At 71.4% G+C, this 15,487-nt stretch carries 17 protein-coding genes (1 of these 17 only partly in view); 5 read left to right on the top strand and 12 right to left on the bottom strand.

Annotated features, from left to right (window positions below; translation table 11 throughout):
- Nucleotides 1-458: the 3' portion of a YbhB/YbcL family Raf kinase inhibitor-like protein gene (locus tag OG553_RS26315; protein WP_405981346.1), read on the top strand. It extends 79 nt beyond the left edge of the window; 458 of the gene's 537 nt are visible here — the last part of the coding sequence; its start codon lies beyond the left edge, outside the window; it ends in the stop codon at nucleotides 456-458.
- Nucleotides 459-607: 149 nt separating this feature from the next.
- On the top strand, nucleotides 608-1,111 hold the full coding sequence (locus OG553_RS26310; RefSeq protein WP_405981345.1) for an HNH endonuclease: 504 nt from the start codon (nucleotides 608-610) through the stop codon (nucleotides 1,109-1,111).
- 48 nt (nucleotides 1,112-1,159) lie between these two features.
- On the opposite strand, the gene OG553_RS26305 is transcribed toward OG553_RS26310, so the two are convergent.
- The 4 genes from OG553_RS26305 to OG553_RS26290 all read right to left on the bottom strand — a co-directional run bounded on the left by OG553_RS26305 (nucleotide 1,160) and on the right by OG553_RS26290 (nucleotide 4,407).
- A complete protein-coding gene (locus OG553_RS26305; RefSeq protein WP_405983138.1) occupies nucleotides 1,160-1,930 on the bottom strand; it encodes a sulfite exporter TauE/SafE family protein in 771 nt (256 codons plus the stop codon).
- 96 nt (nucleotides 1,931-2,026) lie between these two features.
- Nucleotides 2,027-3,001, bottom strand: coding sequence for an SPFH domain-containing protein (locus tag OG553_RS26300; RefSeq protein ID WP_405981344.1), 975 nt, complete (start codon nucleotides 2,999-3,001; stop codon nucleotides 2,027-2,029).
- An 84-nt stretch (nucleotides 3,002-3,085) separates the two neighbouring features.
- Nucleotides 3,086-3,514 carry an NfeD family protein gene (locus tag OG553_RS26295; RefSeq protein WP_007263342.1) on the bottom strand — a complete coding sequence of 143 codons (429 nt, stop codon included), beginning with the start codon at nucleotides 3,512-3,514 and terminating at the stop codon, nucleotides 3,086-3,088.
- 92 nt (nucleotides 3,515-3,606) lie between these two features.
- The gene (locus tag OG553_RS26290) at nucleotides 3,607-4,407 is read right to left on the bottom strand and encodes an ABC transporter ATP-binding protein (RefSeq protein WP_405981343.1); all 801 of its coding nucleotides are present in this window, start codon (nucleotides 4,405-4,407) and stop codon (nucleotides 3,607-3,609) included.
- 135 nt (nucleotides 4,408-4,542) lie between these two features.
- On the opposite strand from OG553_RS26290, the gene OG553_RS26285 reads away from it, so the two are divergent.
- Nucleotides 4,543-5,316 carry a hypothetical protein gene (locus OG553_RS26285; RefSeq protein ID WP_405981342.1) on the top strand — a complete coding sequence of 258 codons (774 nt, stop codon included), beginning with the start codon at nucleotides 4,543-4,545 and terminating at the stop codon, nucleotides 5,314-5,316.
- Between the two features lie 255 nt (nucleotides 5,317-5,571).
- On the opposite strand, the gene OG553_RS26280 is transcribed toward OG553_RS26285, so the two are convergent.
- The 3 genes from OG553_RS26280 to OG553_RS26270 form a co-directional block, all read right to left on the bottom strand.
- Entirely contained in the window at nucleotides 5,572-5,817 is a 246-nt protein-coding gene (locus OG553_RS26280; RefSeq protein ID WP_042803098.1) for a chaplin, read from the bottom strand.
- Between the two features lie 138 nt (nucleotides 5,818-5,955).
- Complete coding sequence (locus tag OG553_RS26275) at nucleotides 5,956-6,615, bottom strand: response regulator (protein WP_405981341.1); 660 nt, start codon at nucleotides 6,613-6,615, stop codon at nucleotides 5,956-5,958.
- Entirely contained in the window at nucleotides 6,608-7,744 is a 1,137-nt protein-coding gene (locus OG553_RS26270) for a GAF domain-containing sensor histidine kinase (RefSeq protein ID WP_405981340.1), read from the bottom strand. Before OG553_RS26270 ends, OG553_RS26275 begins: the two co-directional genes overlap by 8 nt.
- 471 nt (nucleotides 7,745-8,215) lie before the next feature.
- On the opposite strand from OG553_RS26270, the gene OG553_RS26265 reads away from it, so the two are divergent.
- Complete coding sequence (locus OG553_RS26265; RefSeq protein ID WP_405981339.1) at nucleotides 8,216-8,854, top strand: transglycosylase SLT domain-containing protein; 639 nt, start codon at nucleotides 8,216-8,218, stop codon at nucleotides 8,852-8,854.
- Between the two features lie 99 nt (nucleotides 8,855-8,953).
- Here the strand turns inward: OG553_RS26265 and OG553_RS26260 are convergent, their stop codons facing one another.
- The gene (locus OG553_RS26260) at nucleotides 8,954-11,458 is read right to left on the bottom strand and encodes an FHA domain-containing protein (protein ID WP_405981338.1); all 2,505 of its coding nucleotides are present in this window, start codon (nucleotides 11,456-11,458) and stop codon (nucleotides 8,954-8,956) included.
- A 331-nt stretch (nucleotides 11,459-11,789) separates the two neighbouring features.
- Here OG553_RS26260 and serB point away from each other — a divergent pair, with 331 nt between their 5' ends.
- Nucleotides 11,790-12,989 (top strand): phosphoserine phosphatase SerB, encoded by a 1,200-nt coding sequence (gene serB, locus OG553_RS26255; protein WP_405981337.1) that lies wholly within the window; start codon nucleotides 11,790-11,792, stop codon nucleotides 12,987-12,989.
- A gap of 67 nt (nucleotides 12,990-13,056) precedes the next feature.
- Here the strand turns inward: serB and OG553_RS26250 are convergent, their stop codons facing one another.
- From OG553_RS26250 to OG553_RS26235, 4 genes are all read right to left on the bottom strand, one after another.
- Nucleotides 13,057-13,578 (bottom strand): SixA phosphatase family protein, encoded by a 522-nt coding sequence (locus OG553_RS26250; protein WP_405981336.1) that lies wholly within the window; start codon nucleotides 13,576-13,578, stop codon nucleotides 13,057-13,059.
- Between the two features lie 88 nt (nucleotides 13,579-13,666).
- Entirely contained in the window at nucleotides 13,667-13,867 is a 201-nt protein-coding gene (locus tag OG553_RS26245; protein WP_405981335.1) for a hypothetical protein, read from the bottom strand.
- Between the two features lie 160 nt (nucleotides 13,868-14,027).
- Nucleotides 14,028-14,147 carry an SGM_5486 family transporter-associated protein gene (locus tag OG553_RS26240; RefSeq protein WP_260618654.1) on the bottom strand — a complete coding sequence of 40 codons (120 nt, stop codon included), beginning with the start codon at nucleotides 14,145-14,147 and terminating at the stop codon, nucleotides 14,028-14,030.
- Between the two features lie 5 nt (nucleotides 14,148-14,152).
- On the bottom strand, nucleotides 14,153-15,442 hold the full coding sequence (locus OG553_RS26235; RefSeq protein WP_405981334.1) for a CynX/NimT family MFS transporter: 1,290 nt from the start codon (nucleotides 15,440-15,442) through the stop codon (nucleotides 14,153-14,155).
- Nucleotides 15,443-15,487: the final 45 nt, after the last annotated feature.

Below are 15,487 nucleotides of genomic sequence, written 5' to 3'. Positions count from 1 at the left end.
TCGCTCCGGGGGCCGATCTGCACGCGGCCCAGGTGCTGACGGGCAAGAACCTCTCGCCGGAGCTGAGCTGGGAGGGCTTCCCCGAGGGGACGAAGAGCTTCGCGGTGACCTGCTTCGACCCCGACGCCCCGACGGGCAGCGGGTTCTGGCACTGGGTGCTCTTCGACATCCCGGCGTCGGTGACCTCGTTGCCGGCGGGTGCGGGCAGCGGTGACTTCGCGGGGCTGCCCGAGGGTGCGGTGCACGTGCGCAACGACTACGGCACGCGCGACTTCGGCGGGGCGGCTCCGCCGCGCGGGGAGCGGCACCGGTACGTGTTCACCGTGTACGCGGTGGACCGGGAGGAGCTGGGGACGGACGAGGAGTCCTCTCCGGCGTCGGTCGGTTTCCACCTCCGGTTCCACGCAATCGGCCGTGCCCAGCTGATCGGTGAGTACGAGTCGCCGGCGGCGCGTTGATCGTTCTCCTGCTGTTCGCCCGGTCCTGGTCTAAAGAAGGCCAGGACCGGGCATTTTTATTGCGTTGTCCCGCGTGGCGCGCGCGGCCAGAGTGGTTGCGGGCTTTGCCGCCAGGGTGGTCGCGGGCCTGCACACGGGAGGTGGGCGAGATGCGGGACACGCTGGTACTGAACGCGAGCTTCGAGCCGCTGTCGACGGTGACGCTGAACCGGGCCGTGGTCCTGGTCCTGCAGGACAAGGCCGTCGTCGAACAGTCGCATCCCGAGCTGCTCGTGCGTGCGGCCACCATGGAGCTTCCGATGCCCCGGGTGATCCGGCTGTGCCGGTACGTACGGGTGCCCTTCCGAAGACATGCTCCCTGGTCACGGCGGGGGGTGCTGGTCAGGGACCAGCACCGGTGCGCGTACTGCGGGAAGCGCGCGACGACCGTGGACCACGTGCTGCCGCGGGCCCAGGGGGGTGGTGACACGTGGTTGAACACGGTGGCCTCCTGTGCCGAGGACAACCACCGCAAGGCGGCGCGGACGCCGGAGGAGGCGGGGATGCCGCTGTTGCGGAAGCCCTTCGTGCCTTCTCCGGCGGACGCGATGCTGCTCGCCATGGGGGTTGCCGGGGAGGACGCGCTGCCGGAGTGGCTGGCGCGTACCGCGTAGTCCGGTGTCCACCCGGGCCCGTTGGGCGGCGTAGTTTTCCTACGCCGCTCAGCGGAGCAGCAGTTGGACGATGGCGAGGATCCCGACCGTCACGATGACTCCGCGCAGGGCGGTCGGGGGGAGCCGGCGGCCGACCTTGGCGCCGATCTGTCCGCCGATGGTGGAGCCGACGGCGATGAGGAGCACGGCCGTCCAGTCGAAGTCGGCGACGAAGAGGAAGAAGACGGCCGCGATGCCGTTGACGAGCGCGGCGACCACGTTCTTGACGGCGTTGATCCGTTGCAGGTCCTCGTGGAGCAGCAGCCCCATCAGGCCGACGTAGAGGACGCCCTGGGCGGCGCCGAAGTAGCCCCCGTACGCGCTGGAGAGCAGCATGCCGGCCAGCAGTGGCGTGCCGCCGTCCGCCGTGCCCGGATCACCTCCCGCCGCTTCCTGGCGGCGGCGCAGGGCCGCGGCGAGCCGGGGCTGGAGGACGACGAGTACGAGGGCGAGTCCGATGAGGACGGGCACGATCGTGCCGAAGGAGTCCGACGGCAGGGTCAGGAGCAGGATGGCGCCCGCGAGCCCGCCGACGAGGGAGACGGAGCCGAGGCGCAGGATGCGGGCGCGCTGGCCCTGGAGTTCCTTGCGGTAGCCGATGGCTCCGCTGATGGAACCGGGCACCAGGCCGAGGGTGTTGGAGACGTTGGCGGTGACCGGGGGCAGGCCGGTGGCGAGGAGCACCGGGAAGGTGATCAGGGTGCCGGAGCCGACGATGGTGTTGATGGTCCCGGCGCCGATTCCGGCGCCGAAGACCGCGAGCGATTCCCAGATGGACATGGACATGGACGGAGCCATCCCCTTTGTGTGAGTGAGTCGCCTCCCCGCCATGAAGGTCGAGGGGCCTCACCGATCATGCACGAGGGGGAGGCCTCGTCAGTCGATGGGGGGCTGTTCGCGCCGCTCGGCCGACGTGTCCTGGGCGGGGGCGCCCTTGCCGGGGTTCTGCGGGTTGAAGCCGCTCGAACCACCGCCGAGGGGGCCGAAGTTGCCCATGGCGCCCGAGAGTCCCTTGAGCGCGTCCCCGATCTCGCTGGGCACGATCCAGAGCTTGTTGGCATCGCCTTCGGCGATCTTCGGGAGCATCTGGAGGTACTGGTAGGCGAGGAGCTTCTGGTCGGCGTCGCCGGCGTGGATGGACTCGAAGACCGTGCGGATGGCCTGGGCCTCGCCCTCGGCCTTCAGGGCCGCGGCCTTGGCCTCGCCCTCGGCGCGCAGGATGGAGGACTGCTTCTCGCCCTCGGCGCGCAGGATCTCCGACTGGCGGACGCCCTCGGCCTGGAGGATCGCGGCGCGCTTGTCGCGGTCGGCGCGCATCTGCTTCTCCATCGAGTCCTGGATGGAGGTCGGCGGCTCGATGGCCTTCAGCTCGACGCGGTTGACGCGGATGCCCCACTTGCCGGTGGCCTCGTCGAGGACCCCGCGCAGGGCGGCGTTGATCTCCTCGCGGGAGGTGAGGGTCCGCTCCAGGTCCATGCCGCCGATGATGTTGCGGAGGGTGGTGACGGTGAGCTGCTCGATGGCCTGGATGTAGCTGGCCACTTCGTACGTGGCGGCACGGGCGTCGGTCACCTGGTAGTAGATGACGGTGTCGATGTTGACGACCAGGTTGTCCTGGGTGATGACCGGCTGCGGCGGGAAGGGGACGACCTGTTCGCGGAGGTCGATCCGGTTGCGGATGGAGTCGATGAACGGGACGACGATGTTGAGGCCCGCGTTGAGGGTGCGGGTGTAGCGGCCGAACCGCTCGACGATGGCGGCGCTGGCCTGCGGGATCACCTGGATCGTCTTGACCAGGGCGATGAAGACCAGTACCACCAGGATGATCAGGACGATGATGATCGGTTGCATGCGGTTCCCCGTGCCCTTCCGGCTGTCTGTGCTGCCCCGTTGATCGGAGTCTCGCAGACCCCGGGGCCGCGGGTGGGCTGCTTGTCACATGACGACCGCGGTCGCTCCGTCGATGTCGACGACGTCGACGGACTGGCCGGGTTCGAAACTGGTGTCCGAGTCGAGGGTGCGGGCGGACCAGATCTCGCCGGCCAGTTTGATCCGGCCGCCGCTGCCGTCGACCCGTTCCAGGACGACGGCGGACCTGCCCTTCAACGCCTCGATGCCGCTGCGGTGTTGGGGCCGCTGGTCGCGGTGGCGGTTGGCGATCGGCCGGACGACGGCGATCAGCGCGACCGACACGATCACGAAGACCAGGACCTGGGCGACCACTCCCCCGCCGACGGCCGCGGTGACGGCCGCGGCGACCGCGCCGACGGCGAACATGCCGAACTCCGGCAGGGCGGTCAGGACCAGGGGGATGCCCAGTCCGACCGCGCCGATGAGCCACCACACCCATGCGTCGATGTCCACATGGTCATGGTAGGTCGGGCGGGCGCGGCCGGACAGGGCGCGAACGGCGGGGCCTGGCGCCGGGCCCGGCGGACACCCCCTGCGGGCACCCCCTAGCGCAGGGGCAGGCCCTGGGCGCTCCAGCGGTCGTGCTCGTTGCGCTCGACGATGAGCGGGAGGCCGAAGCAGAGGGAGAGGTTGCGGGAGGTCAGCTCCAGGTCGATGGGACCGGCGGTGACGACCTTGCCCTGCCGGATCATCAGGACGTGCGTGAAGCCGGGGGCGATCTCCTCGACGTGGTGCGTGACCATGACCATGGACGGGGCCATGGGGTCGCGGGCGAGGCGGCCGAGGCGGCGGACGAGGTCCTCGCGGCCCCCGAGGTCGAGGCCGGCGGCGGGCTCGTCGAGGAGGAGCAGCTCGGGGTCGGTCATCAGGGCGCGGGCGATCAGGGTGCGCTTGCGCTCGCCCTCGGAGAGGGTGCCGAACTTCCGGTCGAGGTACTCGGTCATGCCGAGGCGGTCGAGGAACGCGCGGGCGCGCTGCTCGTCGATGTCCTCGTACTCCTCCTGCCAGGTCGCGGTCATGCCGTAGGCGGCGGTGAGCACGGTCTGCAGGACGGTCTGCCGCTTCGGGAGCTTGTCGGCGAGCGCGATGCCGGCGACGCCGATGCGCGGGCGCAGCTCGAAGACGTCGCTGCCGGGCTTGCCGAGGGTGCTGCCGAGGATCGTGGCGGTGCCCTTGGTGGGGTAGAGGTAGCTGGAGGCGAGGTTCAGCAGCGTGGTCTTGCCGGCGCCGTTGGGGCCGAGGATGACCCAGCGCTCCCCCTCCTTGACCGACCAGGAGACCTGGTCCACCAGAGCCCGGCCCTCGCGGACCACGGATACGTCCACCAGCTCCAGAACATCGCTCATGAGCGTGTTGTCACCCCTTGCAGTCACGGTTCTCTGTGCGCGCCTGTAGGCGCGGCCCCAGGGGAAAACCTACGCCACTCGGAGCGGGCTCCGGGCGCCAGCCCGGGTCGGGGGGCCGATCCGTAGAGTGGGGGGATGCTTTTCGAACCACGTTCAGGGCGGCTGGCCGCCTGGGGGAACGCTCTGCTGGCCGGTCTGGTCTCGCCCGACGAGGCGGCGCTGTCGATCGTGGGCGAGGACGCCGTGCACCGGGTCGCCGGGCTGCCGGGTGAGGCGGGGCCGGTGGGGCTCACGCTGGCGCTGGGGCGGCTGCGGACGCTGGGGGTGAGCGGGCTGCGGGTGGCTCTGCCGGTGGCGGGGCATCCGCTGGGGCTGAGCGGGCCGCCGGAGTTCAACGCGCGGGCGCTGGAGGCCGAGGAGGCTGTGGTGTGCGCGGGGGCCGCGCTGGGGCTGGTGCCGGAAGTCACGGAGGCGGGGCCGACGGGTGACGTGCACGTCTCGGTGGTGTGGCACTGCCTGCCGGTGCGGGAGGCCCCGCCGGCGGACGTGCCTTCGCTGGGCGAGGCCGAGCGGGAGCTGGCCGAGGCGCTGCGCGAGGCGACGGTGGTGCTGACGCGGCTGGACGTGGCGGCGTCGGGTCCGGTGGCCGAGGCGGCGCTGTCGGCGTACCGGGCGCGGGCGGACGCGGGCCGGGACGTACTGGCGCCCGGGTACCCGGCGCGGGCGGTGCGGGTGCTGGCGCTGGCGCAGCGGGTGGACCTGCTGGTGTCGCTGGCGTACGAGCGCGGGCACGGGGGCGCGGTGGCCGCCTCGGAGATGGCGGCGCGGGCGGAGGCGCTGCGGCCGGTGGAGCGGGTCGCTCGGCGGGCGCTGGTGGCGGCGTACAACTCGGCGGTGGAGGCCCTGTAGCCGTCCGGCGGGTGCGGGGGTGCTCGCGCGGGCGGTACCGCTGCGCGGGGCGGAGTCCCCTACCCGCCCTTCGCCCGTTCCCCGGGGCTGCGCCCCGGACCCCCTTGGGGGCTCCGCCCCCAGACCCTCCCCCAGCTACCGCTGGGGGGACCCCCAGCGCCTCAAACGCCGGCGGGGCTATCTGTAGCTCCGCCGGCACGCGCCGCGGCCCCGCTTCCCGGGGAGAGGGTGGAAGCGGGGCCGGTGGGGTGGGGGTCAGGCGTTGACGCCGGTGTTGCCCCAGGCGCCGTTGAGCAGGCCGATCACGCTGACGGTGTTGCCGACCACGTTCACCGGGACGTGCACGGGGACCTGGAGCAGGTTCCCGGAGGCCACGCCGGGCGAGTTCAGGGCCTCGCCCTCCGCGGACGCACCGCCGTGCGCCGAGGAGACACCGGCGCCGGCGGCGACGAGGCCGCCCGCGATCATGGTGACGGCTGCGGCCTTCTTGAAGTTCTTCACGTTCTCGTCCTCCAGTACGTCTGCCGCGACCAGCCGTCGCGGCACGCCATGGAGAACGGCGGCACCCCGCTCGGGATACGCCATGTGGGCTACATACACCCGACCGTATGAATCTCAGCTCAGCCCATTACTCCGCCGTCACTCCGCGATGCCGTGCCTGACGGCCCACAGCGCCGCCTGGGTGCGGTCGGAGAGGTCGAGCTTCATCAGGATGTTCGAGACGTGGGTCTTGACCGTCTTCTCGGACAGGACGAGCGCCCTGGCGATCTCCCGGTTCGAGCGGCCGTCGGCGATCAGGCCGAGGACCTCGCGCTCGCGGTCCGTCAGCGACCCCTGGCGGCCCCCCGGGCCGCTCTGGTCGTCCTGGGCGGCCAGCAGGGCCTCCGCGACCTCCGGCTGCAGCAGGACGTGTCCGGCGTGCACGGAGCGGATGGCTCCGGCCAGGGCGTCGGGGTCGATGTCCTTGTAGAGGTACCCGGCGGCGCCGGCCCGCAGCGCGGGGACCACCGTCCGCTGTTCCGTGAAGCTGGTGACGATCAGGACCCGGGCCGGGTTCTCCAGCTCCCGCAGCCGCCGCAGGGCCTCGATGCCGTCGGTGCCGGGCATCTTGACGTCCATCAGGATCACGTCGGGCCGCAGCTCCTCGGCGCGGGCGGTGCCCTCCGCCCCGTCGGCGGCCTCTCCGACCACCTCGATGTCCTCCTGTACCTCCAGGAAGGTGCGCAGGCCGCGGCGGACCACCTGGTGGTCGTCGACGAGCAGGACGCGGATCCGGCCGCGGCCGGGGGTGTCAGCCACCGGGGACCTCCATCTCGATCGTGGTGCCCGCACCGGGCTCCGAGCGGACCTCCAGGCGGCCTCCGGCGCCACTGGCGCGGTCCCGCATGGAGACGAGCCCCAGGTGCCGGCCGGCCTTGCGGACGGTGGACGGGGAGAAGCCCCTGCCCCAGTCCCGGACGCGCAGGACGGCGCCGCCCTCGGGGGTGCGGGCGAGGGTGACCTCGACGCGGTCGGCGCCGGAGTGGCGGAGGGCGTTGTGCAGGGCCTCCTGGGCGACCCGCAGCAGGGCCTCCTCCTGGGAGGCGGGCAGGGCCCGTACACCGTCACAGGTGAAGGTGACGCGCGCGGTGTGGGCGCGGTCGAGGACGCGGACGTGGTCGCGGAGGGTGTGGACGAGGCCGTCCTCGTCCAGGGCGGCGGGCCGCAGCTCGGTCACGGCGGCGCGGAGCTCGTCGGCGGCCTCCGCGGCGAGCGCTGCGACCTGCTGGAGCTCCCCCTTGGCGCGGGCCGGGTCGCGGTCCACGAGGGCGGCGGCGGCCTGGGCGGTCAGGCGCAGGGAGAACAGCTTCTGGCTGACGGCGTCGTGCAGCTCGTGGGCGAGCCGGGAGCGTTCCTCGGCGATGGTCAGCTCGCGGCTGCGCTCGTAGAGGCGCGCGTTGGTGAGGGCTATGGCCGCGTGCTGGGCGAGGAGGGAGAGGAGCGCCTCGTCCTCGTCGGTGAAGCCGCCGGGGCCGTTCTTGTTGGCGAGGAAGAGGGCGCCGAGGTTCTCCTCCCCGTCCCTGATGGGCAGGCCGAGGAAGCCGGACATCTCGGGGTGGGCGGCGGGCCAGCCGCCGAAGCGCGGGTCCTTCCGTACGTCCGCGAGCCGCTCGGGGCTCTCCTCGTGGAGCATCGCGGCGAGGATGCCGTGCTGGCGGGGCAGCGGGCCGATGCGGCGCCACTGCTCCTCGCTGATGCCGTCCACGACGAACTGGGCGAAGCCCCCGTGGTCGTCCGGGACGCCGAGGGCGGCGTACTCGGCGTCCAGCAGCTCGCGGGCGGAGGCGACGATCGTGCGCAGGACGTCGTGGACCTCCAGCCGCCGGCTCATGGCGAGCAGGGCGGTGCTGACGGCCGCCAGTCCTCCCGTAGCGGGTCCGTTGTGCATGGGCTCACCGTACCGGCGGCCCTGACCTGCGGGATCGGGCGTCGGGCGTAGGTCCTGGGACCTGGGGCGTACGGCCCGGGGAGGGGGTGCGGGGGCGGGGCCTGCGCCCTGGGGATGAGGTCCGGCGGAGATCGTCTCGTCCGGAAGGCGGAGTTCGGTCACGCATTGAATTGCGGCAGCAACTCCCGGTGAGACCGTTACGTGTCCGATGTGAGCCCCGGCATAGGACGCACATCACTTACGAAGCCGCGTAGTGGACGCATAAAGGCGCCGTCAGTGCTGCTGCGCCTAGTGGTGGGGGCGGAAATGCCGCTTCCGCGGAGGGCCCTGATCCACTAACCGGGATCGTACGTCACACCTTTGCCAGGCGATTTTGCCGCCGCTAAGAATGGCTGCCGTCGCACAGCGCCGCGGGTCCCGGATCCGAGCGGCGCTTTCCTGCGGCTCCGCCTATCGAAGAGGTTGCCCCGCATGTCTGCTTCCAGCACTCCCGGTCACTATCGTCTGACGAAGGCGCACAAGCTGTCGATCGCCGGCGTCGCCACCCTCGGTGCCGCCGCGCTCGCCTTCTCCCTCGTCCCCGCCGGTACCGAGACCGCTCAGGCTCAGACGTTCGAGGCCGCCCCGGTCGCCTGGACCCAGTCCGTGCAGAAGCACGTCGGCGCCCAGCAGGCCGTCGCCGACCAGAAGGCCAAGGACGCGGCGAAGGCCGAGGCCGAGGCGCAGGCGAAGAAGGACCGCGAGACCAAGGAAGCCGCCAGCCGTTCCGCGGCCCGCACGCCGGTCTTCGCGAACAACCTCGACGGCTGGATCAAGGAAGCCCTCTTCATCATGAAGAAGGAAGGCATTCCGGGCACCTACTCCGGCATCCACCGCAACATCATGCGCGAGTCGAGCGGCAACCCCCGCGCGATCAACCTGTGGGACATCAACGCGAAGAACGGCATCCCGTCGAAGGGCCTGCTCCAGGTCATCCAGCCGACCTTCAACACGTACCACGTCAAGGGCACCAAGTTCGACCTGTACGACCCGGTCGCGAACATCGTCGCCGCGTGCAACTACGCCGCCGACCGCTACGGCTCCATGGACAACGTGAACAGCGCCTACTAGGCACCGCGCGCCCCCATGCGCCTCAGGGCGGCCCCCGGACTTCCGGGAGCCGCCCTGAGGCGTTTCACGCGTACGCGGGTCCTGGCGGACCCCCGCCCGCTACTTGCGCATGACCTCGGGCTCGTGGCGGCGCAGCAGGCGCGCCACGGCGAAGCCGCAGATCACGCCGAGCAGCAGCAGGACGGAGACGTCCATGAACCACTGGGCGGCGGTGTGGTCCCACAGCGGGTCGGTGTTGGTGGGGTTCTGCGGGTCCCAGGGCGCCATGAGCTTGCCCAGGTTCAGGGTGGTGCCCGCGGCGCCGATGGCCCAGCGGGACGGCATCAGGTAGGCGAACTGCTCCAGGCCGATCTTGTCGTACAGCTGGAACAGGATGCCGGTGAAGACGACCTGGACGATGGCGAACATGACGAGCAGCGGCATGGTCTTCTCGGCGGTCTTCACCAGCGAGGAGATCACGAGGCCGAACATCATCGCGGTGAAGCCGAGCGCGGTGACCGAGATGCAGAGCTCGACGGCCGGGTTCATGAACAGGCCCTCGGCGGGCAGCTTGCGCGGGGTGAAGGCGATGGCGCAGATGATCACGCCCTGGAGGGCGGTGATCACACCGAGGACGATCACCTTCGACATGAGGTACGCGGACCGGGACAGGCCGGTCGCGCGCTCACGCTCGTAGATGACGCGTTCCTTGATCAGCTCACGGACCGAGTTCGCGGCGCCCGAGAAGCACATGCCGACCGCGAGGATCAGCATGATCGTGCCCGCGTCGCCGTTGAAGCGCGACGGCGGGGTCGGCGGCGCGAGGCCGAACTTCGCGGGGATCACGATGGAGACCACGCCCAGGACGGCGGGCATCAGCACCATCAGGGCGAGGAAGCCGACGTCGGAGGCGATCACCGAGACGTAGCGGCGCATCAGCGTCCACAGCTGCGAGCCCCAGGCCTGCGGCTTCGGCGGGGTCATCTGCTGCGGCGCCATCGCGACCTGCTGCGGGGCGACGGCGTCGAGGTCGGCGGCGTACCGCTGGTAGTGCAGCGAGCCCTTCCAGCGGCCGGCCCAGTCGTAGTCGCGGTAGTTCTCGAAGGCGTTGAACACGTCGGCCCAGTCGGTGTAGCCGAAGAAGTTCAGCGCCTCGTCCGGCGGGCCGAAGTAGGCGACGGACCCGCCCGGGGCCATGACGAGCAGCTTGTCGCACAGGCCCAGCTCGGCCACGGAGTGGGTGACGACGAGGATCGTGCGGCTGTCGTTGGCGAGGGTGCGCAGCAGCTGCATGACGTCGCGGTCCATGCCCGGGTCGAGGCCGGAGGTCGGCTCGTCCAGGAAGATCAGCGACGGCTTGGTGAGCAGCTCCAGGGCCACGGACACGCGCTTGCGCTGACCACCCGAGAGCGAGGTGATCTTCTTGTCCTTGTGGATGTCGAGCTTGAGCTCGCGCAGCACCTCGTCGATGCGGGCGTCACGCTCGGACTCGGCGGTGTCGCCCGGGAAGCGGAGCTTGGCCGCGTACTTCAGGGCGGTGGAGACCTTCAGCTCCTTGTGCAGGATGTCGTCCTGCGGGACCAGGCCGATGCGCTGGCGGAGCTCCGCGAACTGCTTGTACAGGTTGCGGTTGTCGTAGAGGACGTCACCCTGGTCGGCGGGCCGGTAGCCGGTGAGCGCCTTCAGGAGCGTCGACTTGCCGGAGCCGGAGGGGCCGATGACGCCGATGAGCGACTTCTCGGGGACGCCGAAGGTGACGTCCTTGAGGATCTGCTTGCCGCCGTCGACCGTGACCGTGAGGTGGCGGGCCGAGAAGGAGACGTCACCGGTGTCGACGAACTCCTCGAGCCGGTCGCCGACGATCTTGAACGTCGAGTGGCCGACGCCGACGATGTCGTTCGGGCCGAGCAGGGCGGTGCCGGACTTGGGCAGGGGCTGGCCGTTGACGTAGGTGCCGTTGTGGCTGCCGAGGTCGTGGATCTCGAAGCGGCCGCCGGTGGAGCGGAACTCCGCGTGGTGGCGCGAGACCTGGAGGTCGGAGACGACGAGCTCGTTCTCCAGGGCGCGGCCGATGCGCATGACGCGGCCGACGGCGATCTGGTGGAACGTCGTCGGGCTGCGGTGGTCACTGCTGTACCCGGGGGCCGCGGCGCCCTGCTGCGCGGGAATGCCGCCGCCGGCGCCGCCCTGCTGCTGCGGCACGTACGGCTGCTGCTGCTGCTGCGGCTGCTGGTCCCAGGCGGGCTGCTGCTGCGGCTGCTGCTGGGCCGGCGCCTGGGCCTGGTACGCCTGCTGCTGCGCCGGGGCCTGGTAGGCCGGCTGCTGCTGCGCCTGCGGGGCGCTCGGATTCAGCCGCGGGCCGTCGGTGGCGTTGCCCAGGTGCACCGGGGTGCCCGGCACGAGCTCCGCATGCTGGACCCGCGCGCCGTGCACGTAGGTGCCGTTGGTGCTGCCGTGGTCCTCGATGGCCCAACCCCGGCCGTTCCAGCTGATGGTGGCGTGCCGCCACGACACCCTGGCGTCATCGATCACCACGTCTCCCTGGGGATCGCGCCCCAGCGAGTACGACCTGGACGGATCGAGCGTCCAGGTCCTTCCGTTCAATTCCAGTACGAGTTCCGGCACTCCAGCCCCACTTAAGGTCCCCCGAGAATCCCCCTGGCGTCCAGGGAGAACGACGTCAGGGAGTCTAGGGATGGCGAACATCCGGTGGAACTATTTCAGGCCTGCGGCCACATGTGGAATCGGGGCCTTCCGCGAGGGCCCTCAGGCGGCCGACAGGCGGGTCGAATGCACTCGGAGAGTGCGATACGGGACTTCTCGCCTCCTCGCCTCCTTCACGGACCGCACCCTTTTCCTCCTTCTTCACCCGCCGCCGCCCTCCGCACGCGCGGCGCGTCTGAAAGGTGGGACGGGAATCCTGCGCGAGGGGGTGGGAAGATACGGTGTGGGCACCATGAGCGCTTCGCAGACCTCCGACGTCCCCACCCTCCTCGTCAAGATCTTCGGCAAGGACCGTCCCGGGATCACCGCCGGGCTGTTCGACACCCTCGCCGCCTACTCCGTCGATGTCGTCGACATCGAGCAGGTCGTCACCCGCGGCCGCATCGTCCTGTGCGTCCTCGTCACCAAGCCCGTCGCCGGCTCCGAGGGCGAGCTGCGCTCCACCGTGCACAGCTGGGCCGAGTCGCTCAAGCTGCAGGCGGAGATCATCTCCGGTACCGGTGACAACCGGCCGCGCGGCAGCGGCCGGTCCCACGTCACCGTCCTCGGGCACCCGCTCACCGCCGAGTCCACCGCCACCATCGCCGCCCGGATCACCGCGGCCGGCGGCAACATCGACCGTATCTTCCGGCTCGCCAAGTTCCCGGTGACGGCGGTCGAGTTCGCCGTCTCCGGCGTCGAGACCGAGCCGCTGCGCACCGCCCTGGCCACCACCGCCGCGCAGATCGGCGTGGACGTGGCCGTCGTCTCGGCCGGGCTGCACCGCCGGGCGCAGCGGCTGGTGGTGATGGACGTGGACTCGACCCTGATCCAGGACGAGGTCATCGAGCTCTTCGCCGCGCACGCCGGCTGCGAGGCCGAGGTCGCCGAGGTGACCGAGCGGGCCATGCGCGGCGAGCTGGACTTCGAGCAGTCCCTGCACGCCCGTGTGGAGCTGCTGGCGGGGCTGGACGCGTCGGTGGTGGACAAGGTCCGTTCCGAGGTGCGGCTGACGCCCGGCGCGCGGACCCTGATCCGGACCCTGAAGACGCTCGGCTACCAGGTGGGCGTGGTCTCCGGCGGGTTCACGCAGGTCACGGACGACCTGCGGGAGCGGCTGGGGCTGGACTTCGCCTCGGCGAACACCCTGGAGATCGTCGACGGGAAGCTGACGGGCAAGGTCACCGGGGAGATCGTGGACCGGGCGGGCAAGGCCCGGCTGCTGCGCCGCTTCGCCGCGGAGGCCGGGGTGCCGCTGTCGCAGACGGTGGCGATCGGCGACGGGGCCAATGACCTGGACATGCTGAACGCGGCCGGGCTGGGCGTGGCCTTCAACGCCAAGCCGGTGGTCCGCGAGGCCGCGCACACCGCCGTGAACGTCCCCTTCCTGGATGCCGTGCTCTACCTGCTCGGCGTCACCCGGGAGGAAGTGGAAGCCGCCGACCTGGCCTGAGGCCCCGACTCCCGTACGCACGCGCGCCCGGCCGGACACCTCCGGCCGGGCGCGCGTCGTCCCCGGCTCAGTGCTCCTTGGGCGTCCAGTAGTCCAGGAGGGTGCACACGCCGGGTTCGAGGGACTTCCACGAGCCGGTGAAGGAGACGATGGCCAGCGCGGCGGTCGGGAAGCCCGTACGTGTCATCCGGGCCAGGGTGTCGCCCTCGGAGCGTCCGGAGAGGACGTCGGCGAGGGCGTGCATGCCGGGGTTGTGGCCGATGACGAGGAGGTCGGACACCTCGTCGGGGGTCTCGTTCAGCAGGGCGATGAGCTCGCCGGGCGACGCCTCGTAGATCCGCTCCTCGTACGAGGTCTTCGGCCGGGACGGGAGTTCCTGGACGGCGAGCTTCCAGGTCTCCCGGGTGCGGGCGGCGGTGGAGCAGAGGGCCAGGTCGAAGGCGATGCCGGTCTCGGCGAGCTTCAGTCCGACGGCGGGCGCGTCCTTGCGGCCGCGTTCCGCCAGCGGGCGGTCGTGGTCGGACACCTGCGGCCAGTCGGCCTTGGCGTGCCGGAGGAGGGCGATCCTGCGGGGTGTGTCGGCGCTCATGGCCCCCAGCTTCGCACGAAACGAGCCACCGGGCGCAGGGTGTTGGGGGCCCTTCCCTCCCCGGTGGGGCGTGCCCGGCGCACGTGGGTCAGCCGACGGCGCGCAGCAGCTGGTGGGTGACCTGGACGAGCGCGGAGCCCTCTGTTCCGGCGGCGTGCGCCTGCCCGGAGCCGGCGAGGAGGAGCAGCAGGAGGCCGAAGGCGAGCGCGGGCAGGGCCAGCGTCCACCAGTGCAGCCGGGTGTCGGGGGCGGTGGTGCGGGTGGCGGGAAGGTGTGCGGGGGCCGACATGGCCGCCTCCGTGTGTGTGCGGGTGGGACGGGCTCGCTCTCCTTCGAATCTATGGATCCGAAGGGGCGGTTCCCATCCGGGGCACACCCCAGACAACCCTGAACCAGGCCCCCTAGGGGATGGTGGGGTTATCCCCACCATCCGCCGGGGCGCCCGGGTGTCAGGGGGAGGCGATGGTCGCGATGACGGCGATGACGACGGTCACGAGCAGCATCGCGCCGAGCACGAGGCCGAGCTTCTTGTGGCCGTTCTGGGGGTTGGGTTCGAGTACGGGCGACATGCCGTTCAGTCTCGCATGCCGCATTCGTCCTCGATCGTGCGGTCCCGGCCGGCGAGGAGGCCGAGGGCGATCTGGGGGACGAGGAGGGCCGCCATCAGGGCCAGCGGGAGGTCCCAGCCGCCGCTGTGCTGGTAGAGGGTGCCGATGACCAGGGGTCCGGGGATGGAGATGAGGTAGCCGGTGCTCTGGGCGAAGGCGGAGAGCTTGACGACCCCGGCCGGGGACTTGGCGCGGAGCCCGATCATCGTGATGACGAGGGGGAAGGCGCAGTTGGAGATGCCGAGCAGCAGGGCCCAGGCCCAGGCTCCGGCGGCGGGAGCGAGGTAGAGCCCGAGGTAGCCGGCGAAGCCGAAGAGTCCGAGGACGACGGCGATGGGTCCCTGGTTGCGCATCCGTCCGGCGAGGCCGGGGATGACGAAGGCCAGGGGGACGCCCATGACCATGGTGACGGCGAGCAGCACCCCGGCGGTGGAGGCGGAGACGCCCGCGTCGCGGAAGATCTGCGGGAGCCAGCCCATGGTGACGTAGGCGCCGGTGGCCTGGAGGCCGAAGTAGCAGGCCAGGGCCCAGGCGGTGCGGCTGCGGACGACGGAGGGGCCGGTCGCGGCGGTCGCGGCGGCGGGGGCCGCGGCCTTCTCGCGGCGGCCGGCGGCGGCGATGGGCAGCCAGGGCAGTACGGCGACGACGGCGAGGGCGGCCCAGATCAGCAGGCCGGTGCGCCAGCTGCCGCCGAAGGCGTCGGTGAGGGGGACGGTCGCGGCGGCGGCGAGGGAGGTGCCGGCGGCCAGGGCCATGGAGTAGAGGCCGGTCATGGTGCCGACCCGGTCCGGGAAGTAGCGCTTGACGATCACCGGGAGCAGCACGTTGGTCAGGGCTATGCCGGCCAGGGACAGGGCGCTGGCGGCGAGGAACCCGGCGGCGCCGTCGGCGAAGGGGCGGATGACGAGGCCGGCGGCGACGGCGGCCATGCCGGCGCAGACGACGGCGGCCGGGCCGAAGCGGCGGGAGAGCCGGGGGGCGGTGACGCCGAAGACGGCGAAGCAGAGCGCGGGGACCGAGGTGATCAGTCCGGCGACGGTGCCGCTCATGTGGAGGCCGGTGCGGGCCTCCTCGAAGAGGGCTCCGAGGCTGGTGATGGCGGGCCGCAGGTTGAGGGCGGCCAGCACGATTCCGACGACGAGTACCGGGCCCAGCCACTTGGGGGCGGCGTCGGCGGGGGTGGGGGCGGGCAGGGCGGCGGAGCCGCCGCTCGCCACCGCCGGGCGGTTCATGGTCTGGATGTCTTCGTCGCGCATCCGGCCATCATAGAATCATGGGATGATTGGTTGTCCACTCTTGAA

Source organism: Streptomyces sp. NBC_00158 (assembly GCF_045160885.1).
Classification (GTDB): domain Bacteria; phylum Actinomycetota; class Actinomycetes; order Streptomycetales; family Streptomycetaceae; genus Streptomyces.
This window is presented reverse-complemented; position numbering and strand designations above follow the sequence as displayed.

What these genes read in the sequence shown, in the direction of transcription:
- OG553_RS26310 (WP_405981345.1), top strand. Translation starts at nt 608, where the DNA reads ATGCGGGACACGCTGGTACTGAACGCGAGCTTCGAGCCGCTGTCGACG.
- OG553_RS26305 (WP_405983138.1), bottom strand. Translation starts at nt 1,930, where the DNA reads ATGTCCATCTGGGAATCGCTCGCGGTCTTCGGCGCCGGAATCGGCGCC.
- OG553_RS26300 (WP_405981344.1), bottom strand. Translation starts at nt 3,001, where the DNA reads ATGCAACCGATCATCATCGTCCTGATCATCCTGGTGGTACTGGTCTTC.
- OG553_RS26290 (WP_405981343.1), bottom strand. Translation starts at nt 4,407, where the DNA reads ATGAGCGATGTTCTGGAGCTGGTGGACGTATCCGTGGTCCGCGAGGGC.
- OG553_RS26285 (WP_405981342.1), top strand. Translation starts at nt 4,543, where the DNA reads ATGCTTTTCGAACCACGTTCAGGGCGGCTGGCCGCCTGGGGGAACGCT.
- OG553_RS26270 (WP_405981340.1), bottom strand. Translation starts at nt 7,744, where the DNA reads ATGCACAACGGACCCGCTACGGGAGGACTGGCGGCCGTCAGCACCGCC.
- OG553_RS26265 (WP_405981339.1), top strand. Translation starts at nt 8,216, where the DNA reads ATGTCTGCTTCCAGCACTCCCGGTCACTATCGTCTGACGAAGGCGCAC.
- serB (WP_405981337.1), top strand. Translation starts at nt 11,790, where the DNA reads ATGAGCGCTTCGCAGACCTCCGACGTCCCCACCCTCCTCGTCAAGATC.
- OG553_RS26250 (WP_405981336.1), bottom strand. Translation starts at nt 13,578, where the DNA reads ATGAGCGCCGACACACCCCGCAGGATCGCCCTCCTCCGGCACGCCAAG.
- OG553_RS26245 (WP_405981335.1), bottom strand. Translation starts at nt 13,867, where the DNA reads ATGTCGGCCCCCGCACACCTTCCCGCCACCCGCACCACCGCCCCCGAC.
- OG553_RS26240 (WP_260618654.1), bottom strand. Translation starts at nt 14,147, where the DNA reads ATGTCGCCCGTACTCGAACCCAACCCCCAGAACGGCCACAAGAAGCTC.
- OG553_RS26235 (WP_405981334.1), bottom strand. Translation starts at nt 15,442, where the DNA reads ATGCGCGACGAAGACATCCAGACCATGAACCGCCCGGCGGTGGCGAGC.